Genomic DNA, 15957 nt, shown 5'->3' with positions numbered 1-15957 from the left:
TCGCATTGCTTCCATCATGCTCAAACAGAAAGATGGAGCGGCGCGTGCGCCGCTCCAGATGCTTACTGGTTGAGAACCGCCTTTTGCGGATTGGGCGGGAAGGACGGATCGGTCTTCTGGCCGCGCAGCAGCTGCTCGGCATAGATGAGCTGCAGATCGTCCTTCGGATCCGGTGGCACATAGGCCGCAGAGCCCGAACCCGTCGTGCTCTCGTCGGCGCCCTTGATATGGCCCTTGAGATCGGATTCGCCACGCGTCAGATCCCTGCCCTGCAGTTCCGGCGGCAGTGGCTGTTCGACCTTGATGTCGGGCGTGATGCCCTTGCCCTGGATCGACTTGCCGGACGGCGTGTAATAGAGCGCCGTCGTCAGCCTGAGCGCACCATTCTCGCCGAGCGGAATGATGGTCTGCACCGAACCCTTGCCGAAGGACTGCGTGCCGACCACCGTGACGCGGCGCAGGTCCTGCAGCGCGCCGGCGACGATTTCCGAGGCACTGGCCGAACCGCCATTGACCAGGACGATCATCGGCTTGCCGTTGATGTCGTCGACTTGCTTGGGTTTGGCGTCGAAGCGGGTGACGTCCTTGGGGTCGCGGCCGCGCGTCGAGACGATCTCGCCGCGGTTGAGGAAGGCATCGGACACGCTCACCGCCTGGTCGAGCAGGCCACCCGGATTGAGGCGGAGATCCAGAACGTAGCCCTTCAGCTTGTCGTCGGGAATCTGCTTCTTGATGGTGTCGATGGCGTTCTCGAGGTCGTCATAGGTCTTTTCGGTGAAGGAGGTGATCTTCATGTAGCCGATGTCGTTCTCGACCCGGAACTTGACCGCCTTGACCTTGATGATGTCGCGCACGACCGTCAGTTCGATCGGCTTGTCGGCGCCCTGGCGCAGGATGGTCAGCTTGATCGGCGTGTTGACCAGGCCGCGCATCTTGTCGACCGCATCGTTGAGGGTCAGGCCGCGAACCTCTTCGCCGTCGATCTTGGCGATGTAGTCGCCGGCCAGCACGCCTGCCTTGGCGGCCGGCGTGTCGTCGATCGGCGTGATCACCTTGACCAGATCGTTCTCCATGGTGACTTCGATGCCGAGGCCGCCGAACTCGCCCTTGGTCTGGACGCGCATATCCTGCGCCTGCTCGGCATTCATGTAGGAGGAGTGCGGGTCAAGCGAAGCCAGCATGCCGTTGATGGCATTCTCGACCAGCGACTTGTCGTCGGGCGGCGTCACATACTGTGCCCGCACGCGCTCGAAGATATCGCCGAAGATCGCCAGTTGCTTGTAGGTCTCCGACCCTGCAGCGTTCGCCGCCGAGCCGGGTGCGCCATAGACCAGGCTCATGGCGGACGCGCCCATCAGCGCACCGGCAAACAGAAGCGACAGTTTCCGCATTATTCACGTCCTTCCAGAAAAACGGTCCGCCCACCATGGGGCCGGATCGACGGGTTTTCCATCCTTGCGGAACTCGACATAGAGTTCCGGCGTGGCATTTCCATTCTTCGAAACCGAGGTGCTCGCCACCCGGGCCTCTCCCATCGCACCGATCGGCTCTCCTGCAAGCACTGATTGACCGGTCGCGACGCTGATTCTGCTCATCCCCGCCAAAACGACATGATAGCCGTCGCCTGCGTTCAGGATCAAGAGTTGACCATAAGAGCGAAACGGCCCCGCATAAAGCACATTTCCATCCGCCGGCGCGGTAACGATGGCTCCCGATTGTGTCGCAACCATGTCGCCTAGCATCACCGCGCCGTTACCGTCGTCGGCGCCGAATCGCCGCTTGATGCGGCCGGTCACCGGCAGTGCGATCTGTCCCTGCAGCGCCGAAAAGGGCACCGCGGCGGCAAGTTGGTTGCTTTCCGGAACGGGCAGCGACGCCAGTTCCGCCGGCGCGGATGTCTTGTCGCCATCCGCCGTCTTCTGCTCAGCGGCCTTGGCGGCATCGGCGGCCTTGCGGCTCTTGTCGGCCTGCGCTTCGAGCGAGGCGATCAACTCTTTCAGGCTGCCGGCCTTGGCCGCCAGCGCCTCGGATCGCTGCTTTTCCGCGGCCATTTGCGTTTGCGTGTCGGCTTCGAGCTTCTGCTTGGCCTCCAGCAGCATGCCGAGCCGCTTCTTTTCCGCCGTCTGGTCGCCGACCGCCGCCGTCAGCCGCGCCCGTTCGGCCTCGATCGACGCCGTAATCCTGGTCTGTTCCTTGAGATCGGCAAGCAGGCTATCGGTCTGCTGGCGCAGTTCCGGCACAACCGCGCCGAGCAGGATGGCGCTGCGCACCGACGACAGCGCGTCCTCGGGCTTGACCAGGATCGCCGGCGGCGGGTTGAGGCCCATGCGCTGCAGCGCGCCCAGCACTTCGGCCAGAACGTCGCGCCGCGCCATCAGCGAGGCGCGGATCTTCTGTTCCTGGCCCTTCAACCCTTCCAGCCTGGCGCCGATGTCCTCGATGTCCTGGCCGAGCTTCTGCTCGGTCATCGCCGACTGGATCAATGCGGCGGTGATCGAGGCGTGATCCTTCTTGATCGTCGCGATGTCGGCGGAGAGCTTGGCCAATCGTTCGGACGACAGCGTGATCTCCTTCGAGACCCGTTCATATTCGGCCCGGCTCTGGTCCGGATCGGGAGCCAGGTCGAGCGTGTTTTCCGCCCGCCCCGCATGCAGCGACAGCACAAGCACCGCCGCCGCGATGCCGCAGCGCGCGCGCCATGAGCCCGTTCTTGATTTTCTGTCTTCAGACATTGAAGCCCGACTCTATGCGTGGCTTCGTTAACGAACAATCAACCATGTTCGAAACCGCCCACTCGATGCAATGTTACGTTGGCATTGGGGCGGAAATCCGGGTGTGTCGCACCAATTCACCGGCTTACGAGCGATGGTAGGGATGTCCCGAAAGGATAGTGGCCACACGATAAAGCTGCTCTCCCAGCATCACGCGCACCAGTTGATGCGGCCATGTCAGCAATCCGAACGACATCACCAGTTCGGCCTGGTCGCGCAGCGACTGATCGTGGCCGTCGGCGCCGCCGATGGCGATGATCAGCGCCTTGCGGCCACCGTCACGCAACAGGCCGAGGCGCCCGGCGAAATCTTCCGAGGAAAAGCTTTTGCCGCGTTCGTCGAGCAGGATCAGGGCGGTGCCGGGCTGCAACTGCGTCTGCAGTTTCTGGCCTTCCTCACGCCGGCGCTCGTTGGCAGTCTGGCCGCGCCCCTCGGCTATTTCGGCAATGCCGCCAAATTCAAGCCCCACCGCCGGGCCGCTCTTGGCGAAGCGCTCGAAATAGCGGTCGGCCAGCAGCTTCTCGGGGCCGGCTTTCATCCGGCCCACGGCATGAACTGATATCTTCATCCTTGCCTTGTAAGCCGCGCGAACGACTTAGTGGAGCGTTTCTTCCTCGAGGTCCGGCGCCTGCCACATCTTTTCGAGATTGTAGAATTCGCGGACTTCGGGGCGGAAGACATGGACGATGATGTCGCCAGAATCGATCAGGACCCAGTCGGCGCCGGACAGCCCCTCGACGCGCGCGGTGCCGAGACCGGCATCCTTGATCGCTTTGAGAAGATGATCGGCGACAGCCGCGACATGACGGTGCGATCGGCCCGAAGCGACGACCATATAGTCGCCGAGGCTCGATTTCCCCTGGATGTCGATGGAGACAATATTTTCGGCCTTGGAGTCTTCCAGACTGGCAAGGACTGTCTTGATGGCGCGGGACACGGCGTCGTCTACGCTGATCCTGGCCGGCGAAGGCATGATATCGGCCTTCTTCCGCAGTGCTGTTCTCAGTGTATTTCCTTTCGCAGCAAGAACAACCAAATCACCCCTTGAAGCAGGTGACACCACTTAGATAGGCAGAGTTCCCTGACAGTTTCAAGACGGGACCCTGCCTCGCACGAACGTATTGTCGCTCCTGTGGTTCCGCCGCACACCGGAAAAGATCGGAACCCTCGCCGTCGGCATGGGTTATCGGCTCACCGACCAACCGGATTTCCCCCATGCCGATCGACCCGCAAAACGCCTTCCTCAGCGTCCAGGCTGGCCTCGCCCAACTGAGCACGCTGATTGTTTCCTACTCCTTCTCGGCCATCGGTGCCGTTATCCTCTTGATCGTCGGTTATATCGTCGCCGGCCTTGCCGAACGTTCGATCTTCGCCGGTCTCGGCCATATCCATGGTTTCGACGCGACGTTGCGGCATTTCTTCTCGAAGATCGTCCGCTATGCCATCCTGATCCTCGTCACCATCATGGTGCTCGGCCAGTTCGGCGTGCAGACGGCCTCGATCATTGCCGCGATCGGTGCCATTGGCCTCGCCATCGGCCTGGCGTTGCAAGGCACGCTGCAGAACATCGCGGCCGGCATCATGCTTCTGGCACTGCGGCCGTTTCGCATCGGCGAGTCCGTCGAGGTCGGTTCGATTGCCGGTACGATCGAGGAGATCGGCCTGTTCGCAACCAAGCTCAGGACGGCCGACGGGGTCTACATATTGGCGCCCAACTCGACGCTGTGGAACCAGCCGGTGCGCAACTTTTCGCGCAATGGGGTGCGCCGCAGCGACATCACGCTGAGCATCGGCTCCTGGAACGACATCGACCGCGCTCAAAAGACATTGCTTGCCATTGCCGCCGCCGAACGGCGGGTCAAGCGTGAGCCGGCACCGATCGCTTTCGTCGCGACATTGGGCGATAGCACCGTTTCGATTGCCTTGCGCTACTGGACATCGTCGGCGGACTTCTTCGCCACCCAGACCGATCTCACCAAGCGCGCCAAGCAGGAATTCGATAGCGAAGGCATATCGATCCCGCTGCCGCCACCGGAAGCCCCGTCGCCGGAAGCCCGTCGACAATAGTCGGGTGGCTCAGTGCCGGCCCTCATCGTCCGGTGCGAAGGCGAGTTCGACCGGCAACGGCGCCTGCGCCGTCATCGGTGCGAAACTGCCGGTTTCGCCGACCGGGACCGCACGCGTCGTGAACACACGCAAAAGCACGAACAGGCAGAAGGCTGCGGCGATGAGAACAGCCACATAGATGAAAGCCTGCGTTCCGAAGACGGCCGACAGCGCCGTCACGATGCCGGGCACGACGAAGCCCGACAGCGACCAGGCAAACAAAAGCGAACTGGACAGCGCCACCATGTCGTCCTTGCCGGCGCGGTCGGCGGCGTGCGCGCTGGCCAGCGAATAGATCGATTCCGAAGCGCCGTCCCACACGATGTAGATCACAACCAACGCGGCCAGCGCGCCGCCATCGAACCCGAGTGCAAACAGGCCGGCGACCATGGCGAGCGCGGATGCGGCGATCAGCACATAGCGGCGGTCGGTTCGGTCGGAAATCCAGCCAAGCGGGATCTGCAGGATCAGCGTGCCGAGAGGCATCGCCGAAAGCAGCAGCGCCACGTCGGCCTGGCTGTAGCCCTTGGCCGTGGCGTGGATCGGTGCGAAGCCAGCAATGGACATCGACAGGCCGCCGACGGCAAGCATGCCGGCGACGCCGACCGGTGAAACCCGCCAGGCACGGCGCAGCGCCACCGAGGCCGCCTGCGGCGCCGGCGGCTGGGCAAGTTTGGTCATCCCGACAGGGAGGATCGACAGCGCGGTGAAGACGATGCCGATCAGCGGCGCATCCGCTGTCCTGATATCGACCAGCGCTAGCGTCGCGTAGCCGACGCCGAGCCCGGCGACATAGGCAACGTAGAAGAAAGCCATCACCCGGCCGCGGATGGCGTTGGCAACGGCATCGTTCAGCCAGCTCTGCGCGACGATGAACAGGCCGCATATGGCAAAGCCGTAGAGCGCGCGGGCGGCTATCCACAGCAGCGGAAGGACCCCGGCGCCGACAGCGGCGTTGGCCAGCGCGATCAGCGCCGACAGCACCATGAAGGCGCGGGCATGGCCGACCCTTCGCACCAGCGGTCCGGTCAAGATGCAGCCGGCGAGCCCGCCGGCCGAAAGCCCGGTGATGATCAGCCCGGCCCAGGTCGGATCGAAACCTTCTGCGCCAAGCCGGACCGGGATGTAGGCAAACATCAGCCCGTTGCCGACGGCAATCAGCGCCATCGACACGATGACGCTGGCAATCGCGATCAGCGGCGTGGGCTCGGCGCCCTGCTCGGCTTCGCTGCGGTTTTTCCTGGGAATCGACATGCCTGCTCAGGATTGCCCATGGAACGGGCAAAGGAAGCGATAAAAGCGACATGGCCGGGCGGCCGGGCTCACCCCTTCGCCAGCTTGCGGATCGCGCTCGATGACAGCGACGAGCGCGGGCCGTGAATGAAGGTCCAGGCCGGCGCCTTCATGCGGGCAAGCCGCGGCGCATCGCCCTCGTCGATGCGGGCATAGTCGAAGGTCTTGGCGACGACCGAGGACAGGAACGACAGCGTCGCGCCCGGGCGGTCGATGACGGCGATCGGGAAGGTCATGACGATCTCGCGCCAGCGCTGCCAGCGATGGAAATCGCGCAGGCTGTCGGCACCCATGATCCAGACGAAATCGACACCGGGGTTGCGCGCCTTGACCAGCGCCAGCGTATCGGCGGTGTAGCGGACGTGATGGGCGGCTTCGAAAGCGGTGACCTTGATCTTCGGGTTCTTGGCGATCTGTTCCGACAGCTGCAGCCGTTCGCCCAGCGGCGCCAACTCCCTGGTGTTCTTCAGCGGATTGCCCGGCGTCACCATCCACCACAACTGGTCGAGCGCCAGGCGTCTGAGCGCGATCTCGGCGACCAGCGCATGGCCGGCATGCGGCGGATTGAACGAACCGCCGAACAGGCCGACGGCAAGGCCTTTCTCGGCGTGCGGCATTTTGAAATAGTGGGAGGTGATAGCCTCCTTACCCTCCCCCTTGTGGGGAGGGTCGATCCGCGAAGCGGAGCGGGGTGGGGGTATCGCGGAATTCAGCGTCGTCCCCCCACCCGGCTCGCTATGCTCGCCACCCTCCCCACAAGGGGAAGGGTAAGACCAGCGCTCAAGGTCTCACCTGTCCCGAGCCGCGCACACGGTATTTGAACGACGTCAGCTGTTCGACGCCCACCGGTCCGCGCGCATGCATCTTGCCGGTGGCGATGCCGATCTCGGCGCCCATGCCGAATTCGCCGCCGTCGGCGAACTGCGTCGATGCGTTGTGCAGCAGGATCGCCGAATCGATCTCGTTGAAAAACCGCTCGACGGCTTGCGCATCCTCGGCGACGATCGCCTCGGTGTGATGCGAGGAAAACGTCTCGATATGCTCGATCGCACCACCGATACCGTCGACCAGTTTTACCGCGATGATGGCATCGAGATATTCTGTCACCCAATCGGCATCGGTCGCCGGCTTGGCGTCGAAAAACACTTTCAGCACCTCGGCGTCGGCATGGATTTCGCAGCCGGCGGCGCGAAGTGCATCAAGGATCGGCACCAGATGCGTGGAGGCAACCGCCCGGTCGACCAGCAGCGTCTCTGCGGCACCGCAGACGCCGGTGCGTCGCATCTTGGCGTTGACGGCGATCCTGACAGCCATATCGAGCTTGGCGGAACGGTCGATGTAGAGATGGCAGATGCCTTCGAGATGCGCGAAGACCGGGACCCGCGCCTCGGCCTGCACCCGTCCGACCAGGCTTTTGCCGCCGCGCGGGATAATGACGTCGAGGTTGCCGCCCAACCCCTTCAGCATCTCGCCGACGGCGGCGCGGTCGGTGGTCGGCACCAGCTGGATGGCATCCTCCGGCAGGCCCGCTTGCTTCAGCCCTTCGACCAGGCAGGCGTGGATGGCGGCGGAAGAATTGAGCGAATCCGAACCGCCGCGCAGGATCACCGGATTGCCGGCTTTGAGGCACAGCGCGCCGGCATCGGCGGTGACGTTCGGGCGGCTCTCATAGATGACGCCGACGACGCCGAGCGGCGTGCGCACGCGCTCGATATGCAAACCGTTCGGCCGGTCCCACTGCGCGATCACGTCGCCAACCGGATCCCGCAGCGCGGCGATTTCGCGGATGCCGTCGGCCATGGCGCGGATGCGCGCCGGATCGAGCTTCAGCCGGTCCATGAAGGAGGTGGAAAGCCCGGATTCATGACCATTCGAAACATCGATGGCATTGGCGTCGAGAATGTCCTGCTCACGGGCCACGATCGCCTCGGCCATGGCCAGCAGTGCGGCGTTCTTGGCGGCGGTCGTGGCAATGGCCAGCGGCCGGGCGGCAGCGCGGGCGCGCCGGCCGATATCGGCCATCAGCGCGACAGTGTCATCCCCGGATTTTTCATGCAGTTTCAGCATGGCTCATCCTCCGCTTACATCGCCACCAACCGTGACTTGGTCACCGGCCCCTTTTTGGTCGCCGGCCCGTACTTGGTCACCCGAATGGCTCACCACAAGGTCGTCGCGGTGGATCATCGCCGAACGCGCCTCGTAGCCGAGCACGGTTTCGATCTCGGCCGTCTTCAGGCCCGCGATCCTTACGGCATCGGCGGCATCATAGGCAACCAGCCCGCGCGCGATCTCGCGGCCCTCGGGCGACAGGATCGCCACCGTGTCGCCGCGCGAGAAATTGCCGCTGACCAGCTTGACGCCGGCCGGCAGCAACGATTTGCCCGACAGCAGCGCGCCGATGGCGCCGGCATCGACCGTAAGCCGGCCGGCCGGCTCGAGCTGGCCGGCGATCCAGGTTTTGTAGCCCTTGACCGGGTTGCTGCTCGGCCGAAAGAAAGTAGCGCGCTCGCCGCGTTCGATCGCCATCAGCGGCGACAGCCGAGTGCCCGACGTGATGATCATCGCGGTGCCGGCAGCGGTCGCGATCTTGCCGGCATCGAGCTTCGTGCGCATGCCGCCGCGCGACAGCTCGGAAGCGGCCGCACCCGCCATCGCCTCGATATCAGGCGTGATGCGGTCGACCACCGGAATGAATTTGGCGTTGGGGTCGCGCGCCGGCGGCGCGGTGTAGAGCCCGTCGATGTCGGAAAGCAGCACCAAAAGATCGGCGCCCATCATGGTGGCGACGCGGGCCGCCAGCCGGTCATTGTCGCCGTAGCGGATTTCGGAAGTCGCCACCGTGTCGTTCTCGTTGATGACCGGCACTGCCTTCATCTTCAAGAGTGTCGAGATCGTCGCCCGCGCGTTGAGATAGCGGCGGCGCTCCTCGGTGTCGCCGAGCGTCAGCAGGATCTGGCCCGATTTCAGGCTGCCCTTGCCGAGCGCGTCCGACCAGGCGCCGGCCAGCGCGATCTGTCCCACGGCGGCCGCCGCCTGGCTCTCCTCCAGTTTCAGGGCTCGCTTGCCGAGGCCAAGGATGGTGCGGCCAAGCGCGATAGCGCCGGACGAGACGACGAGGATTTCAGCGCCGCCCTGGGCCAGCCCGGCAATGTCGTCGGCGAGCGAAGCCAGCCAGTCGCGCTTCAGGCCCGTCGCGCGGTCGACGAGCAGCGCCGAGCCGATCTTGACGGTGATGCGCCGATATTTTCTCAGCGACTGCATGACCCTATTTGTCCCAGCGCGTCTCGACCGGCGCCGCGATCTGCGCGCGCGCCTCAGCAATCACCGCCATCAGCGCCCGCTGCACCGCCTCGACGCCCTCGCCGGTGACCGCCGACAACAGCATCGGCGCGCGGCCGGCAGCGCGTTTCAGCGAGGCGACCTTCTTCTTGCGCGCATCGGCGTCGAGCGTGTCGACCTGGGAAAGCGCCAGGATCTCGACCTTGTCGGTGAGGCCATGGCCATAGGCGTCGAGCTCGGCTCGCACGGTCTTGTAGGCCTTGCCCGGATTTTCCTCCTGCGCCGAAACCAGATGCAGCAGCACACGCGTGCGCTCGACGTGGCCAAGGAAGCGATCGCCGATGCCGACGCCCTCATGCGCGCCTTCGATGAGGCCCGGAATGTCGGCGATGACGAATTCGCGCGCGTCGATGCGGGCAACGCCGAGGCCGGGATGCAGCGTCGTGAACGGATAGTCGGCGATCTTCGGCTTGGCTGCGGTGACCGCCGCCAGGAATGTCGACTTGCCGGCATTGGGCAGCCCGACCAGCCCGGCATCGGCGATCAGCTTCAGCCGCAGCCAGATGTTGAGCTCTTGCCCCGGCAAGCCGGGATTGGCGCGGCGCGGCGCCTGGTTCGTCGAGGTCTTGAAATGCTGGTTGCCGAAACCGCCATTGCCGCCCTTGGCCAGCAGAAAGCGCTGTCCGACCACGGTCAGGTCGCAGATCAGCGTCTCGTTGTCTTCTTCGAACACCTGCGTTCCGGCCGGCACTTTCAGCGTGACGTCGGCGCCCTTGGCTCCGGTCATGTTGCGCCCCATGCCGTGGACGCCGGTCTTGGCCTTGAAATGCTGCTGATACCGGTAGTCGATCAGCGTGTTCAGCCCGTCGACCGCCTCCAGCCAGACATCGCCGCCGCGGCCGCCGTCGCCGCCATCCGGCCCGCCGAACTCGATGAATTTTTCACGCCGGAACGACACCGAACCGGCGCCGCCGTCACCGGAGCGGATGTATACCTTGGCTTGATCGAGAAATTTCATGAGATTGTACAGTTTCTACTAGTGGCTTTGCGGCATTGCTCTAAACCTTGGCCCTTGCTCTAAACCAAGGCGCGGCGAAGGGCGAGGCCGTTTTGTGACAATGGCCATGTGGGGTTGGCCGGAGAGCCGTCGGAATGAAGCTTGTAACCTACAACATCCAGTACGGCATCGGCCTCGACGGGCAGTACGATGTCGGGCGCATCGCCGATGCCGTGCGCGGCGCCGACGTGATCGCTTTGCAGGAGGTGACCCGCAACAATCCTCGGAATGGCGGCCGCGACATGGTCGCCGAGATCGGCGAGGCGCTGCCCGACTATTTCGCCGTCTATGGCAGCAATTTCGAGGCCAATATCGGTTCGCACATCGACAACGGCCGTGCCGTGACGAAAACCTTCCAGCTCGGCAACATGGTGCTGTCTAGGACGCCCATTCATCTGTCGCGCAACCTGCTTTTGCCGCGCAGCCGCAGCTTCGAGATGATGAACTTCCAGCGCGGCGGGCTGGAAGCGCTGATCGAGACGCCGCTTGGTTTCATCCGCTTCTATTCCATCCATCTCGATCACCGCAGCCCCCTCGAACGCGCCAGCCAGATCCAGTTCCTGCGCCAACGCATGCTGAACTATGCGCTCGAAGGCGGAGCACTGTCCGGCGTCGCCGAGATCGGCCTGCCGGAACTGCCGCATCCCGAAGCCTTTGTCGGCATGGGCGATTTCAACATGCTGGCCGGCTCACCCGAATATGTCGAACTCGCCGGCCGGCCGGACCATGAATTCGGCATGCCGCTGACCGCCGACTTCGCCGTCGATGCCGCCTTGCGGCTGAACGCCACCGGCGACGATCTCATCAGTTGGGTCGATCCCAAGCAACCCACCGATCCCAGCCGGCACAAGCGCATCGATTATATCTTCACCAGCGCTTCGCTTGCCAGATCCCTGCAGCGTCTATGGGTCGACCGAAAGGCAGTCGGCTCGGACCATCTGCCGGTGTGGGTCGAGCTGGGCTGATGGCCATTCATCTGGCGGCGTTTTCGCGTTCGACGATCGCCATCATGATCGTATCGCGGTATTCCCCGTCGACATGGACGGCATCGCTCTGCACGCCCTCCCTGACAAACCCGACCTTGTCGTAGAGAGAGATGGCGCGAGCATTGTCGGAATGCACGGAGAGTTCGATGCGGACGAAACCGGCCCTGCGCGCTTGCGCCAAGGTTGCATTGATGAGCCGCAGTCCAAGCCCTCGCCCCCGATAGGGAGGAACAATCCCCATCCCGAGGGAGCCGCGATGGGCATGGATGAGCCGATCATGGCGTGAGATGTCGCACCAGCCGACGACCTCGCCACGAACAACGGCCACGAACCCCGGATCGCCTCTCCCGATACGGTCCATTGCGAAACTTCTGACTTGATCCAGCGGTGGCGCCTCAAGGAAGGACAAGTACTTTCGCTCACGCGCTACGACATCGAGCGCGCGATGAAAGCTTTCGATATCCCCAGGCGTCATCGGCGCGATCGCGGCCGTTTCAATATCGCTGCTGTCGACCATTGGCTTGACCGCCGTCATCCATCAGAAATGCACCCAGTTCCGCAGGCTGGTCCAGGTCTTGCGATCGAGCCGGTAGCGCTCGACGGGAACCTGGCCGGCGACGATCGAGTTCAGCATGCCCTGGCCGGCATACTGGAACCCGCATTTGTGGATGACGCGGCGCGAGGCCGGATTGATGACCCGCGTCGAGGCATGCAGGACCTGGATCGACGTCCTCTGGAAGGCGAGATCGACCAGCGCGTGCGCTGCTTCCGTCGCATAGCCCTTCTTCCAGTGCGGCTCGCCGATCCAGTAACCGAGCTCCAGCCCGCGATCGGTGGTGTTGAGGCCGGCGCAACCGACGAACGTGTCGGTGCCGGCCAGCGTCAGGGCATAAGCAATGCCGGCCCGGCGCGATTTGGTCATGGCAAGGAAAGAGCGCGCCTCGGCCTCGCCATAGGGGTGCGGCATGCGTGCCAGCATTTCGGCGACATGGCGGTTGTCGGCAAGCTCGACCAGTTGCGCGATATCGCCCTCCTGTGGCGCCCGCATCACCAGCCGCTCGGTGACCAGCACCGGGCAGTCTATCGCGTAACTTTCGTCTTCTGAGTCTTCCGCTTCGGCAACCATTTGAAAGTCCTCCAGGCACAAGAAAAAGGGGAGATGGAAACCCATCTCCCCTGATCCTTTTCCTGGCTTTGCCAGACACCGGTTCCCGAGATGGGCGCCGGTGTTCTAGTGCGGAACCGGCTACTCCGCGGCTTTGGCAATCGGGTTGACCGATACGTAGGTTCGGCCGTTGGCTTTTTTGTTGAACGTCACGGCGCCAGTCTCGAGCGCAAAAAGCGTATGGTCCGTGCCCATGCCGACATTGACGCCGGGATGCCACGTGGTGCCGCGTTGACGAATGATGATGTTGCCCGGGATGACGGCTTCGCCGCCGAACTTCTTCACGCCCAGACGCTTGGAATGCGAGTCGCGACCGTTGCGCGACGAGCCGCCAGCTTTCTTGTGTGCCATCTAACTAACTCCGTTGCGCCGCAAGGCGCCTAAAAGGCCTTATGAACGCGTTCGCGTTCCGTTTCAAGTCCGATCCGGCGACCTGGTCGCCAGAAAATTACTTCGCCGCCAATTCCTTGGCCTGCTCGCGCCAGTCCTTGATCTGGTCGGCGCTGAAGGGCATGTGCTCGTCGATCTTGGCGACATCCTTGTCGGTCAGCTTGGCGAGCTGCGCGAAGGTGATGATGCCCTGCTCGTTGAGATCCTTGGCCGCGACCGGGCCGATGCCCTTGATCACGGTCAGATCGTCCGGCTCACCCTTGGGCGCCTTGAACAGCGGCGCTGCCGCGGTCTCGGCTGCCTTTGTCTCGGCTGCCTTGGCCTTGGGCTCCTTCTTCGGCGCGGCTTCCGCCTGCACCTCGGTGGCGGCCTCGGCCTTCACCTTCTTCGGCGCCTTGACCGCTGCCGTCTTCGTCGGCTTGGCGCCACCCAGCAGGATCTCGGAGATCCGCACGGTGGTCAAAAGCTGGCGATGGCCGATCTTGCGGCGCGAATTCTGCCGGCGGCGCTTCTTGAAGGCGATGACGGTGCGGTTCTTGCCCTGCTCGACGACTTCGGCGGTGACCACCGCGCCGTCGACGAACGGCGCGCCGAACGTGACATTCTCGCCTTCGCCATGTGCGAGGACGTGGCCGATCTCGACCATATCGCCGACAGCGGCTTCGAGTTTTTCGATCTTCAGGAGATCGTTGGCGGCAACGCGATACTGCTTGCCACCCGTTTTAATGACTGCGAACATTTTTTGCCTTTCGCTGTTCGGTCGGCCTTGATGAGCCGCCTCTGGCGGTTCAGCCGTCTTTTTGTCAGTCTGCGGGTTCAAAAAACAAGCGGCGCAGAAGAACCCTCCACGCCGATTGCGCGCTGTCCCTAACCGAAGGTTGAGTGCGAGTCAAGGCAAACAGCTGTTGTCGGGACTGTTGTTGGCGGCCGAAGGATCGAGCGTGTCAGCACGACTGCACGACGTGACCGTCATCGAGGCAAGCACGCGTGACTGGTTACCAACCTACCCAGGCCTCGCCGCCGCTGAACCGTCGCGAATCCGCTGCTTGCCCGGCAAGCCAAATAACTGACGGATTGGCCTTGTAACCTGCCCGTTCAGCCGTTATCTAGTGCGCCGCGCCGGCAACGGCCGACCATGACCGCGGAGAGGTGGCAGAGTGGTCGAATGCACCGCACTCGAAATGCGGCATGGGTGCAAGCCCATCGGGGGTTCGAATCCCTCCCTCTCCGCCATTTAGCTTCCATAAAAATCCTTTCCTTTCAAAAGCTTCCTTGTTGCGCTTGACCAGCACGAAGCGAAACATATCTTAGACTGTGTAACAAACTGTGTAACATTAGAGAAAGATAATGCGACGTTCCGCAGCGCCAAAGCCGCATAAACGTGAAGGCATCTGGTATCTCGTCCGCAGGGTGCCGAAGGAATTCGCGGCGTTTGATCGCCGCTGCCTAGTACGCATTTCCACGGGCGTCGCCGTGGCTGACGATCCCCGCGGTGTACGGGCGCGAGATGCAGTGCAAAGCCTCGGCGCGGGGCTGGAGGCGTATTGGCGTAGACTGCGGGAAGGCCAATCCGCCGAGGCGGGGCTGCGTTTCGAAGCCGCGAGGAAGCGCGCGCGGTCATTTGGATTGGCCTATCGCACTAACGAGGAACTAGCAGCGGGGCCGCTCGACGAACTCATGGCCCGTATCAAGCTGCTCCTCGACAAAAAATCGATCGAGGACGCGCAGGACGTCTCGGCCGTCATGGGTGGGGAGAAGCGGCCAGCGGTCCGCCTGAGCGGTCTTATCAAGGAATTCGAGACGATCGAGCAACAGAACTTGCTGACCATGTCGCCCAACCAAATCAAGAAATGGCGTAACCCCAAAAAGCGCGCAGTTGCCAATCTGGTTGGAGTCATTGGCGACAAGGAGATCGCAAGCCTCACTCGGGACGACGCAATCGCGTTCCGCGAGTGGTGGCAAAAGCGGATCGTTGAGGATGGACTTGATATCGGTACGGCCAACAAGGACATCGGCCATGTTTCGAAAATGCTGCGCGTCGTCGATCTGACTCACCAGCTCAAGCTGGAGCCGGTTTTTCGAAACCTGCGTCTTTCCGGCGCCGTCCCCGGGCAACGCGCTGCGTTCACAGCGGAGTTCATTCAGGAGAAGATACTCGCTGAAGGCGCGCTCGACGGACTCAATGACGAAGCCCGCCATCTAATCTATGTGATTGCCGATACCGGACTCAGGCTTTCTGAAGCGGCAAACCTCACCACCGAAACAATCCACCTCGATCGAGAAATCCCGCATGTGCGGGTGCGCCCCAATGGCCGTCGCTTGAAGACCGGTCATTCAGCCCGTGACATTCCCTTGGTTGGCGGCGCACTTGCAGCCATCAAGCTCCATCCGGACGGCTTTCCTCGTTATCGCGACAAGGCCGCGTCACTTTCAGCGCTCGTCAACAAGGTGCTCGCCAGCAAGGAACTTCTGCCGACTTCCGAGCATAGTCTTTATAGCCTGCGACACACTTTCGAGGACCGGCTGACGGCAGTTGAGGCGCCGGAGAAGGTAATTGCTTCTCTGATGGGCCACAAATGGATCCGGCCCAAATACGGCGCGGGACCTTCGTTAGCGCAAAAGCGCGAGTGGCTCCAAAAAATCGCTTTTACCCCGCCCGGGCGAATGTGATTGCGGCGCCATCCAGGCCTTGAGAACCAACCTCACGGCTCCAGCTGTCCGAGCCATTTAGGTTGAGCGTGGCCAGCACGCGCTGCGCTCGCTCGCGATTTCCGAGCTTCCGCCGCATTTGTTCGACCTCGTATTCCAGCCTTTCGAAGGTCGGTATATAGGCATCTCCATGCCGGATGACCAAGTAGGCGGCAACAGCTAGACACCATTCTAGCTCCGTGGCCGATGGATCGGAAAAAG

The 15957-nt window shown here is 63.1% G+C and carries 16 protein-coding genes and 1 tRNA gene; 4 read left to right on the top strand and 13 right to left on the bottom strand.

Going from position 1 to position 15957, the window contains the following annotated elements; all coding sequences use genetic code 11:
* Positions 1 to 62: 62 nt before the first annotated feature.
* From RPF88_RS26275 to rsfS, 4 genes are all read right to left on the bottom strand, one after another.
* Complete coding sequence (locus tag RPF88_RS26275) at positions 63 to 1394, bottom strand: S41 family peptidase (protein ID WP_024502881.1); 1332 nt, start codon at positions 1392 to 1394, stop codon at positions 63 to 65.
* The gene (locus RPF88_RS26270; RefSeq protein ID WP_024502880.1) at positions 1395 to 2732 is read right to left on the bottom strand and encodes a murein hydrolase activator EnvC family protein; all 1338 of its coding nucleotides are present in this window, start codon (positions 2730 to 2732) and stop codon (positions 1395 to 1397) included. It lies immediately after the preceding gene.
* A 124-nt stretch (positions 2733 to 2856) separates the two neighbouring features.
* Positions 2857 to 3339 (bottom strand): 23S rRNA (pseudouridine(1915)-N(3))-methyltransferase RlmH, encoded by a 483-nt coding sequence (gene rlmH, locus RPF88_RS26265; protein ID WP_013529074.1) that lies wholly within the window; start codon positions 3337 to 3339, stop codon positions 2857 to 2859.
* A gap of 27 nt (positions 3340 to 3366) precedes the next feature.
* A complete protein-coding gene (rsfS, locus tag RPF88_RS26260) occupies positions 3367 to 3744 on the bottom strand; it encodes a ribosome silencing factor (RefSeq protein WP_013529073.1) in 378 nt (125 codons plus the stop codon).
* A gap of 242 nt (positions 3745 to 3986) precedes the next feature.
* Between rsfS and RPF88_RS26255 the strand changes: the two genes are divergently transcribed.
* Complete coding sequence (locus tag RPF88_RS26255; RefSeq protein ID WP_013529072.1) at positions 3987 to 4838, top strand: mechanosensitive ion channel family protein; 852 nt, start codon at positions 3987 to 3989, stop codon at positions 4836 to 4838.
* 9 nt (positions 4839 to 4847) lie between these two features.
* Here RPF88_RS26255 and RPF88_RS26250 read toward each other — a convergent pair whose 3' ends face one another.
* From RPF88_RS26250 to obgE, 5 genes are all read right to left on the bottom strand, one after another.
* Positions 4848 to 6131, bottom strand: a complete 1284-nt coding sequence (locus RPF88_RS26250; RefSeq protein WP_013529071.1) for an MFS transporter — start codon at positions 6129 to 6131, stop codon at positions 4848 to 4850.
* Positions 6132 to 6199: 68 nt separating this feature from the next.
* Positions 6200 to 6787 (bottom strand): nicotinate-nucleotide adenylyltransferase, encoded by a 588-nt coding sequence (locus RPF88_RS26245; protein ID WP_013529070.1) that lies wholly within the window; start codon positions 6785 to 6787, stop codon positions 6200 to 6202.
* Positions 6788 to 6950: 163 nt separating this feature from the next.
* Positions 6951 to 8237 carry a glutamate-5-semialdehyde dehydrogenase gene (locus RPF88_RS26240; protein ID WP_013529069.1) on the bottom strand — a complete coding sequence of 429 codons (1287 nt, stop codon included), beginning with the start codon at positions 8235 to 8237 and terminating at the stop codon, positions 6951 to 6953.
* 3 nt (positions 8238 to 8240) lie between these two features.
* The gene (gene proB / locus RPF88_RS26235; RefSeq protein WP_337123460.1) at positions 8241 to 9431 is read right to left on the bottom strand and encodes a glutamate 5-kinase; all 1191 of its coding nucleotides are present in this window, start codon (positions 9429 to 9431) and stop codon (positions 8241 to 8243) included.
* A gap of 4 nt (positions 9432 to 9435) precedes the next feature.
* The gene (obgE, locus tag RPF88_RS26230; protein WP_013529067.1) at positions 9436 to 10467 is read right to left on the bottom strand and encodes a GTPase ObgE; all 1032 of its coding nucleotides are present in this window, start codon (positions 10465 to 10467) and stop codon (positions 9436 to 9438) included.
* 134 nt (positions 10468 to 10601) lie between these two features.
* Between obgE and RPF88_RS26225 the strand changes: the two genes are divergently transcribed.
* Positions 10602 to 11471, top strand: coding sequence for an endonuclease/exonuclease/phosphatase family protein (locus RPF88_RS26225; protein ID WP_337123459.1), 870 nt, complete (start codon positions 10602 to 10604; stop codon positions 11469 to 11471).
* A 7-nt stretch (positions 11472 to 11478) separates the two neighbouring features.
* On the opposite strand, the gene RPF88_RS26220 is transcribed toward RPF88_RS26225, so the two are convergent.
* From RPF88_RS26220 to RPF88_RS26205, 4 genes are all read right to left on the bottom strand, one after another.
* A complete protein-coding gene (locus RPF88_RS26220; RefSeq protein ID WP_127368022.1) occupies positions 11479 to 12009 on the bottom strand; it encodes a GNAT family N-acetyltransferase in 531 nt (176 codons plus the stop codon).
* Positions 12010 to 12030: 21 nt separating this feature from the next.
* Positions 12031 to 12618: a GNAT family N-acetyltransferase gene (locus tag RPF88_RS26215; protein ID WP_337123458.1), complete on the bottom strand. Its 588-nt coding sequence runs from the start codon at positions 12616 to 12618 to the stop codon at positions 12031 to 12033.
* A gap of 120 nt (positions 12619 to 12738) precedes the next feature.
* Positions 12739 to 13008 carry a 50S ribosomal protein L27 gene (gene rpmA / locus RPF88_RS26210; protein WP_013529063.1) on the bottom strand — a complete coding sequence of 90 codons (270 nt, stop codon included), beginning with the start codon at positions 13006 to 13008 and terminating at the stop codon, positions 12739 to 12741.
* A 97-nt stretch (positions 13009 to 13105) separates the two neighbouring features.
* On the bottom strand, positions 13106 to 13786 hold the full coding sequence (locus RPF88_RS26205; RefSeq protein WP_013529062.1) for a 50S ribosomal protein L21: 681 nt from the start codon (positions 13784 to 13786) through the stop codon (positions 13106 to 13108).
* Between the two features lie 404 nt (positions 13787 to 14190).
* Here RPF88_RS26205 and RPF88_RS26200 point away from each other — a divergent pair.
* A tRNA-Ser gene (locus tag RPF88_RS26200) sits at positions 14191 to 14280 on the top strand.
* 114 nt (positions 14281 to 14394) lie between these two features.
* Positions 14395 to 15717, top strand: coding sequence for a tyrosine-type recombinase/integrase (locus RPF88_RS26195; protein WP_063169217.1), 1323 nt, complete (start codon positions 14395 to 14397; stop codon positions 15715 to 15717).
* The last annotated feature ends 240 nt before the right edge of the window (positions 15718 to 15957 follow it).

The sequence above is a fragment of the Mesorhizobium sp. ISC11 genome (assembly GCF_037162595.1).
GTDB classification, from domain to species: domain Bacteria; phylum Pseudomonadota; class Alphaproteobacteria; order Rhizobiales; family Rhizobiaceae; genus Mesorhizobium; species Mesorhizobium ciceri.
Note: the sequence above shows the minus strand (reverse complement) of the source record. Positions and strands in the feature narration are given on the sequence as shown.

What these genes read in the sequence shown, in the direction of transcription:
- rpmA (WP_013529063.1), bottom strand. Translation starts at nt 13,008, where the DNA reads ATGGCACACAAGAAAGCTGGCGGCTCGTCGCGCAACGGTCGCGACTCG.
- RPF88_RS26205 (WP_013529062.1), bottom strand. Translation starts at nt 13,786, where the DNA reads ATGTTCGCAGTCATTAAAACGGGTGGCAAGCAGTATCGCGTTGCCGCC.
- RPF88_RS26245 (WP_013529070.1), bottom strand. Translation starts at nt 6,787, where the DNA reads ATGCCGCACGCCGAGAAAGGCCTTGCCGTCGGCCTGTTCGGCGGTTCG.
- RPF88_RS26255 (WP_013529072.1), top strand. Translation starts at nt 3,987, where the DNA reads ATGCCGATCGACCCGCAAAACGCCTTCCTCAGCGTCCAGGCTGGCCTC.
- RPF88_RS26270 (WP_024502880.1), bottom strand. Translation starts at nt 2,732, where the DNA reads ATGTCTGAAGACAGAAAATCAAGAACGGGCTCATGGCGCGCGCGCTGC.
- proB (WP_337123460.1), bottom strand. Translation starts at nt 9,431, where the DNA reads ATGCAGTCGCTGAGAAAATATCGGCGCATCACCGTCAAGATCGGCTCG.
- RPF88_RS26195 (WP_063169217.1), top strand. Translation starts at nt 14,395, where the DNA reads ATGCGACGTTCCGCAGCGCCAAAGCCGCATAAACGTGAAGGCATCTGG.
- obgE (WP_013529067.1), bottom strand. Translation starts at nt 10,467, where the DNA reads ATGAAATTTCTCGATCAAGCCAAGGTATACATCCGCTCCGGTGACGGC.
- RPF88_RS26220 (WP_127368022.1), bottom strand. Translation starts at nt 12,009, where the DNA reads ATGGTCGACAGCAGCGATATTGAAACGGCCGCGATCGCGCCGATGACG.
- RPF88_RS26240 (WP_013529069.1), bottom strand. Translation starts at nt 8,237, where the DNA reads ATGCTGAAACTGCATGAAAAATCCGGGGATGACACTGTCGCGCTGATG.
- rsfS (WP_013529073.1), bottom strand. Translation starts at nt 3,744, where the DNA reads ATGCCTTCGCCGGCCAGGATCAGCGTAGACGACGCCGTGTCCCGCGCC.
- RPF88_RS26225 (WP_337123459.1), top strand. Translation starts at nt 10,602, where the DNA reads ATGAAGCTTGTAACCTACAACATCCAGTACGGCATCGGCCTCGACGGG.
- RPF88_RS26215 (WP_337123458.1), bottom strand. Translation starts at nt 12,618, where the DNA reads ATGGTTGCCGAAGCGGAAGACTCAGAAGACGAAAGTTACGCGATAGAC.
- RPF88_RS26250 (WP_013529071.1), bottom strand. Translation starts at nt 6,131, where the DNA reads ATGTCGATTCCCAGGAAAAACCGCAGCGAAGCCGAGCAGGGCGCCGAG.
- rlmH (WP_013529074.1), bottom strand. Translation starts at nt 3,339, where the DNA reads ATGAAGATATCAGTTCATGCCGTGGGCCGGATGAAAGCCGGCCCCGAG.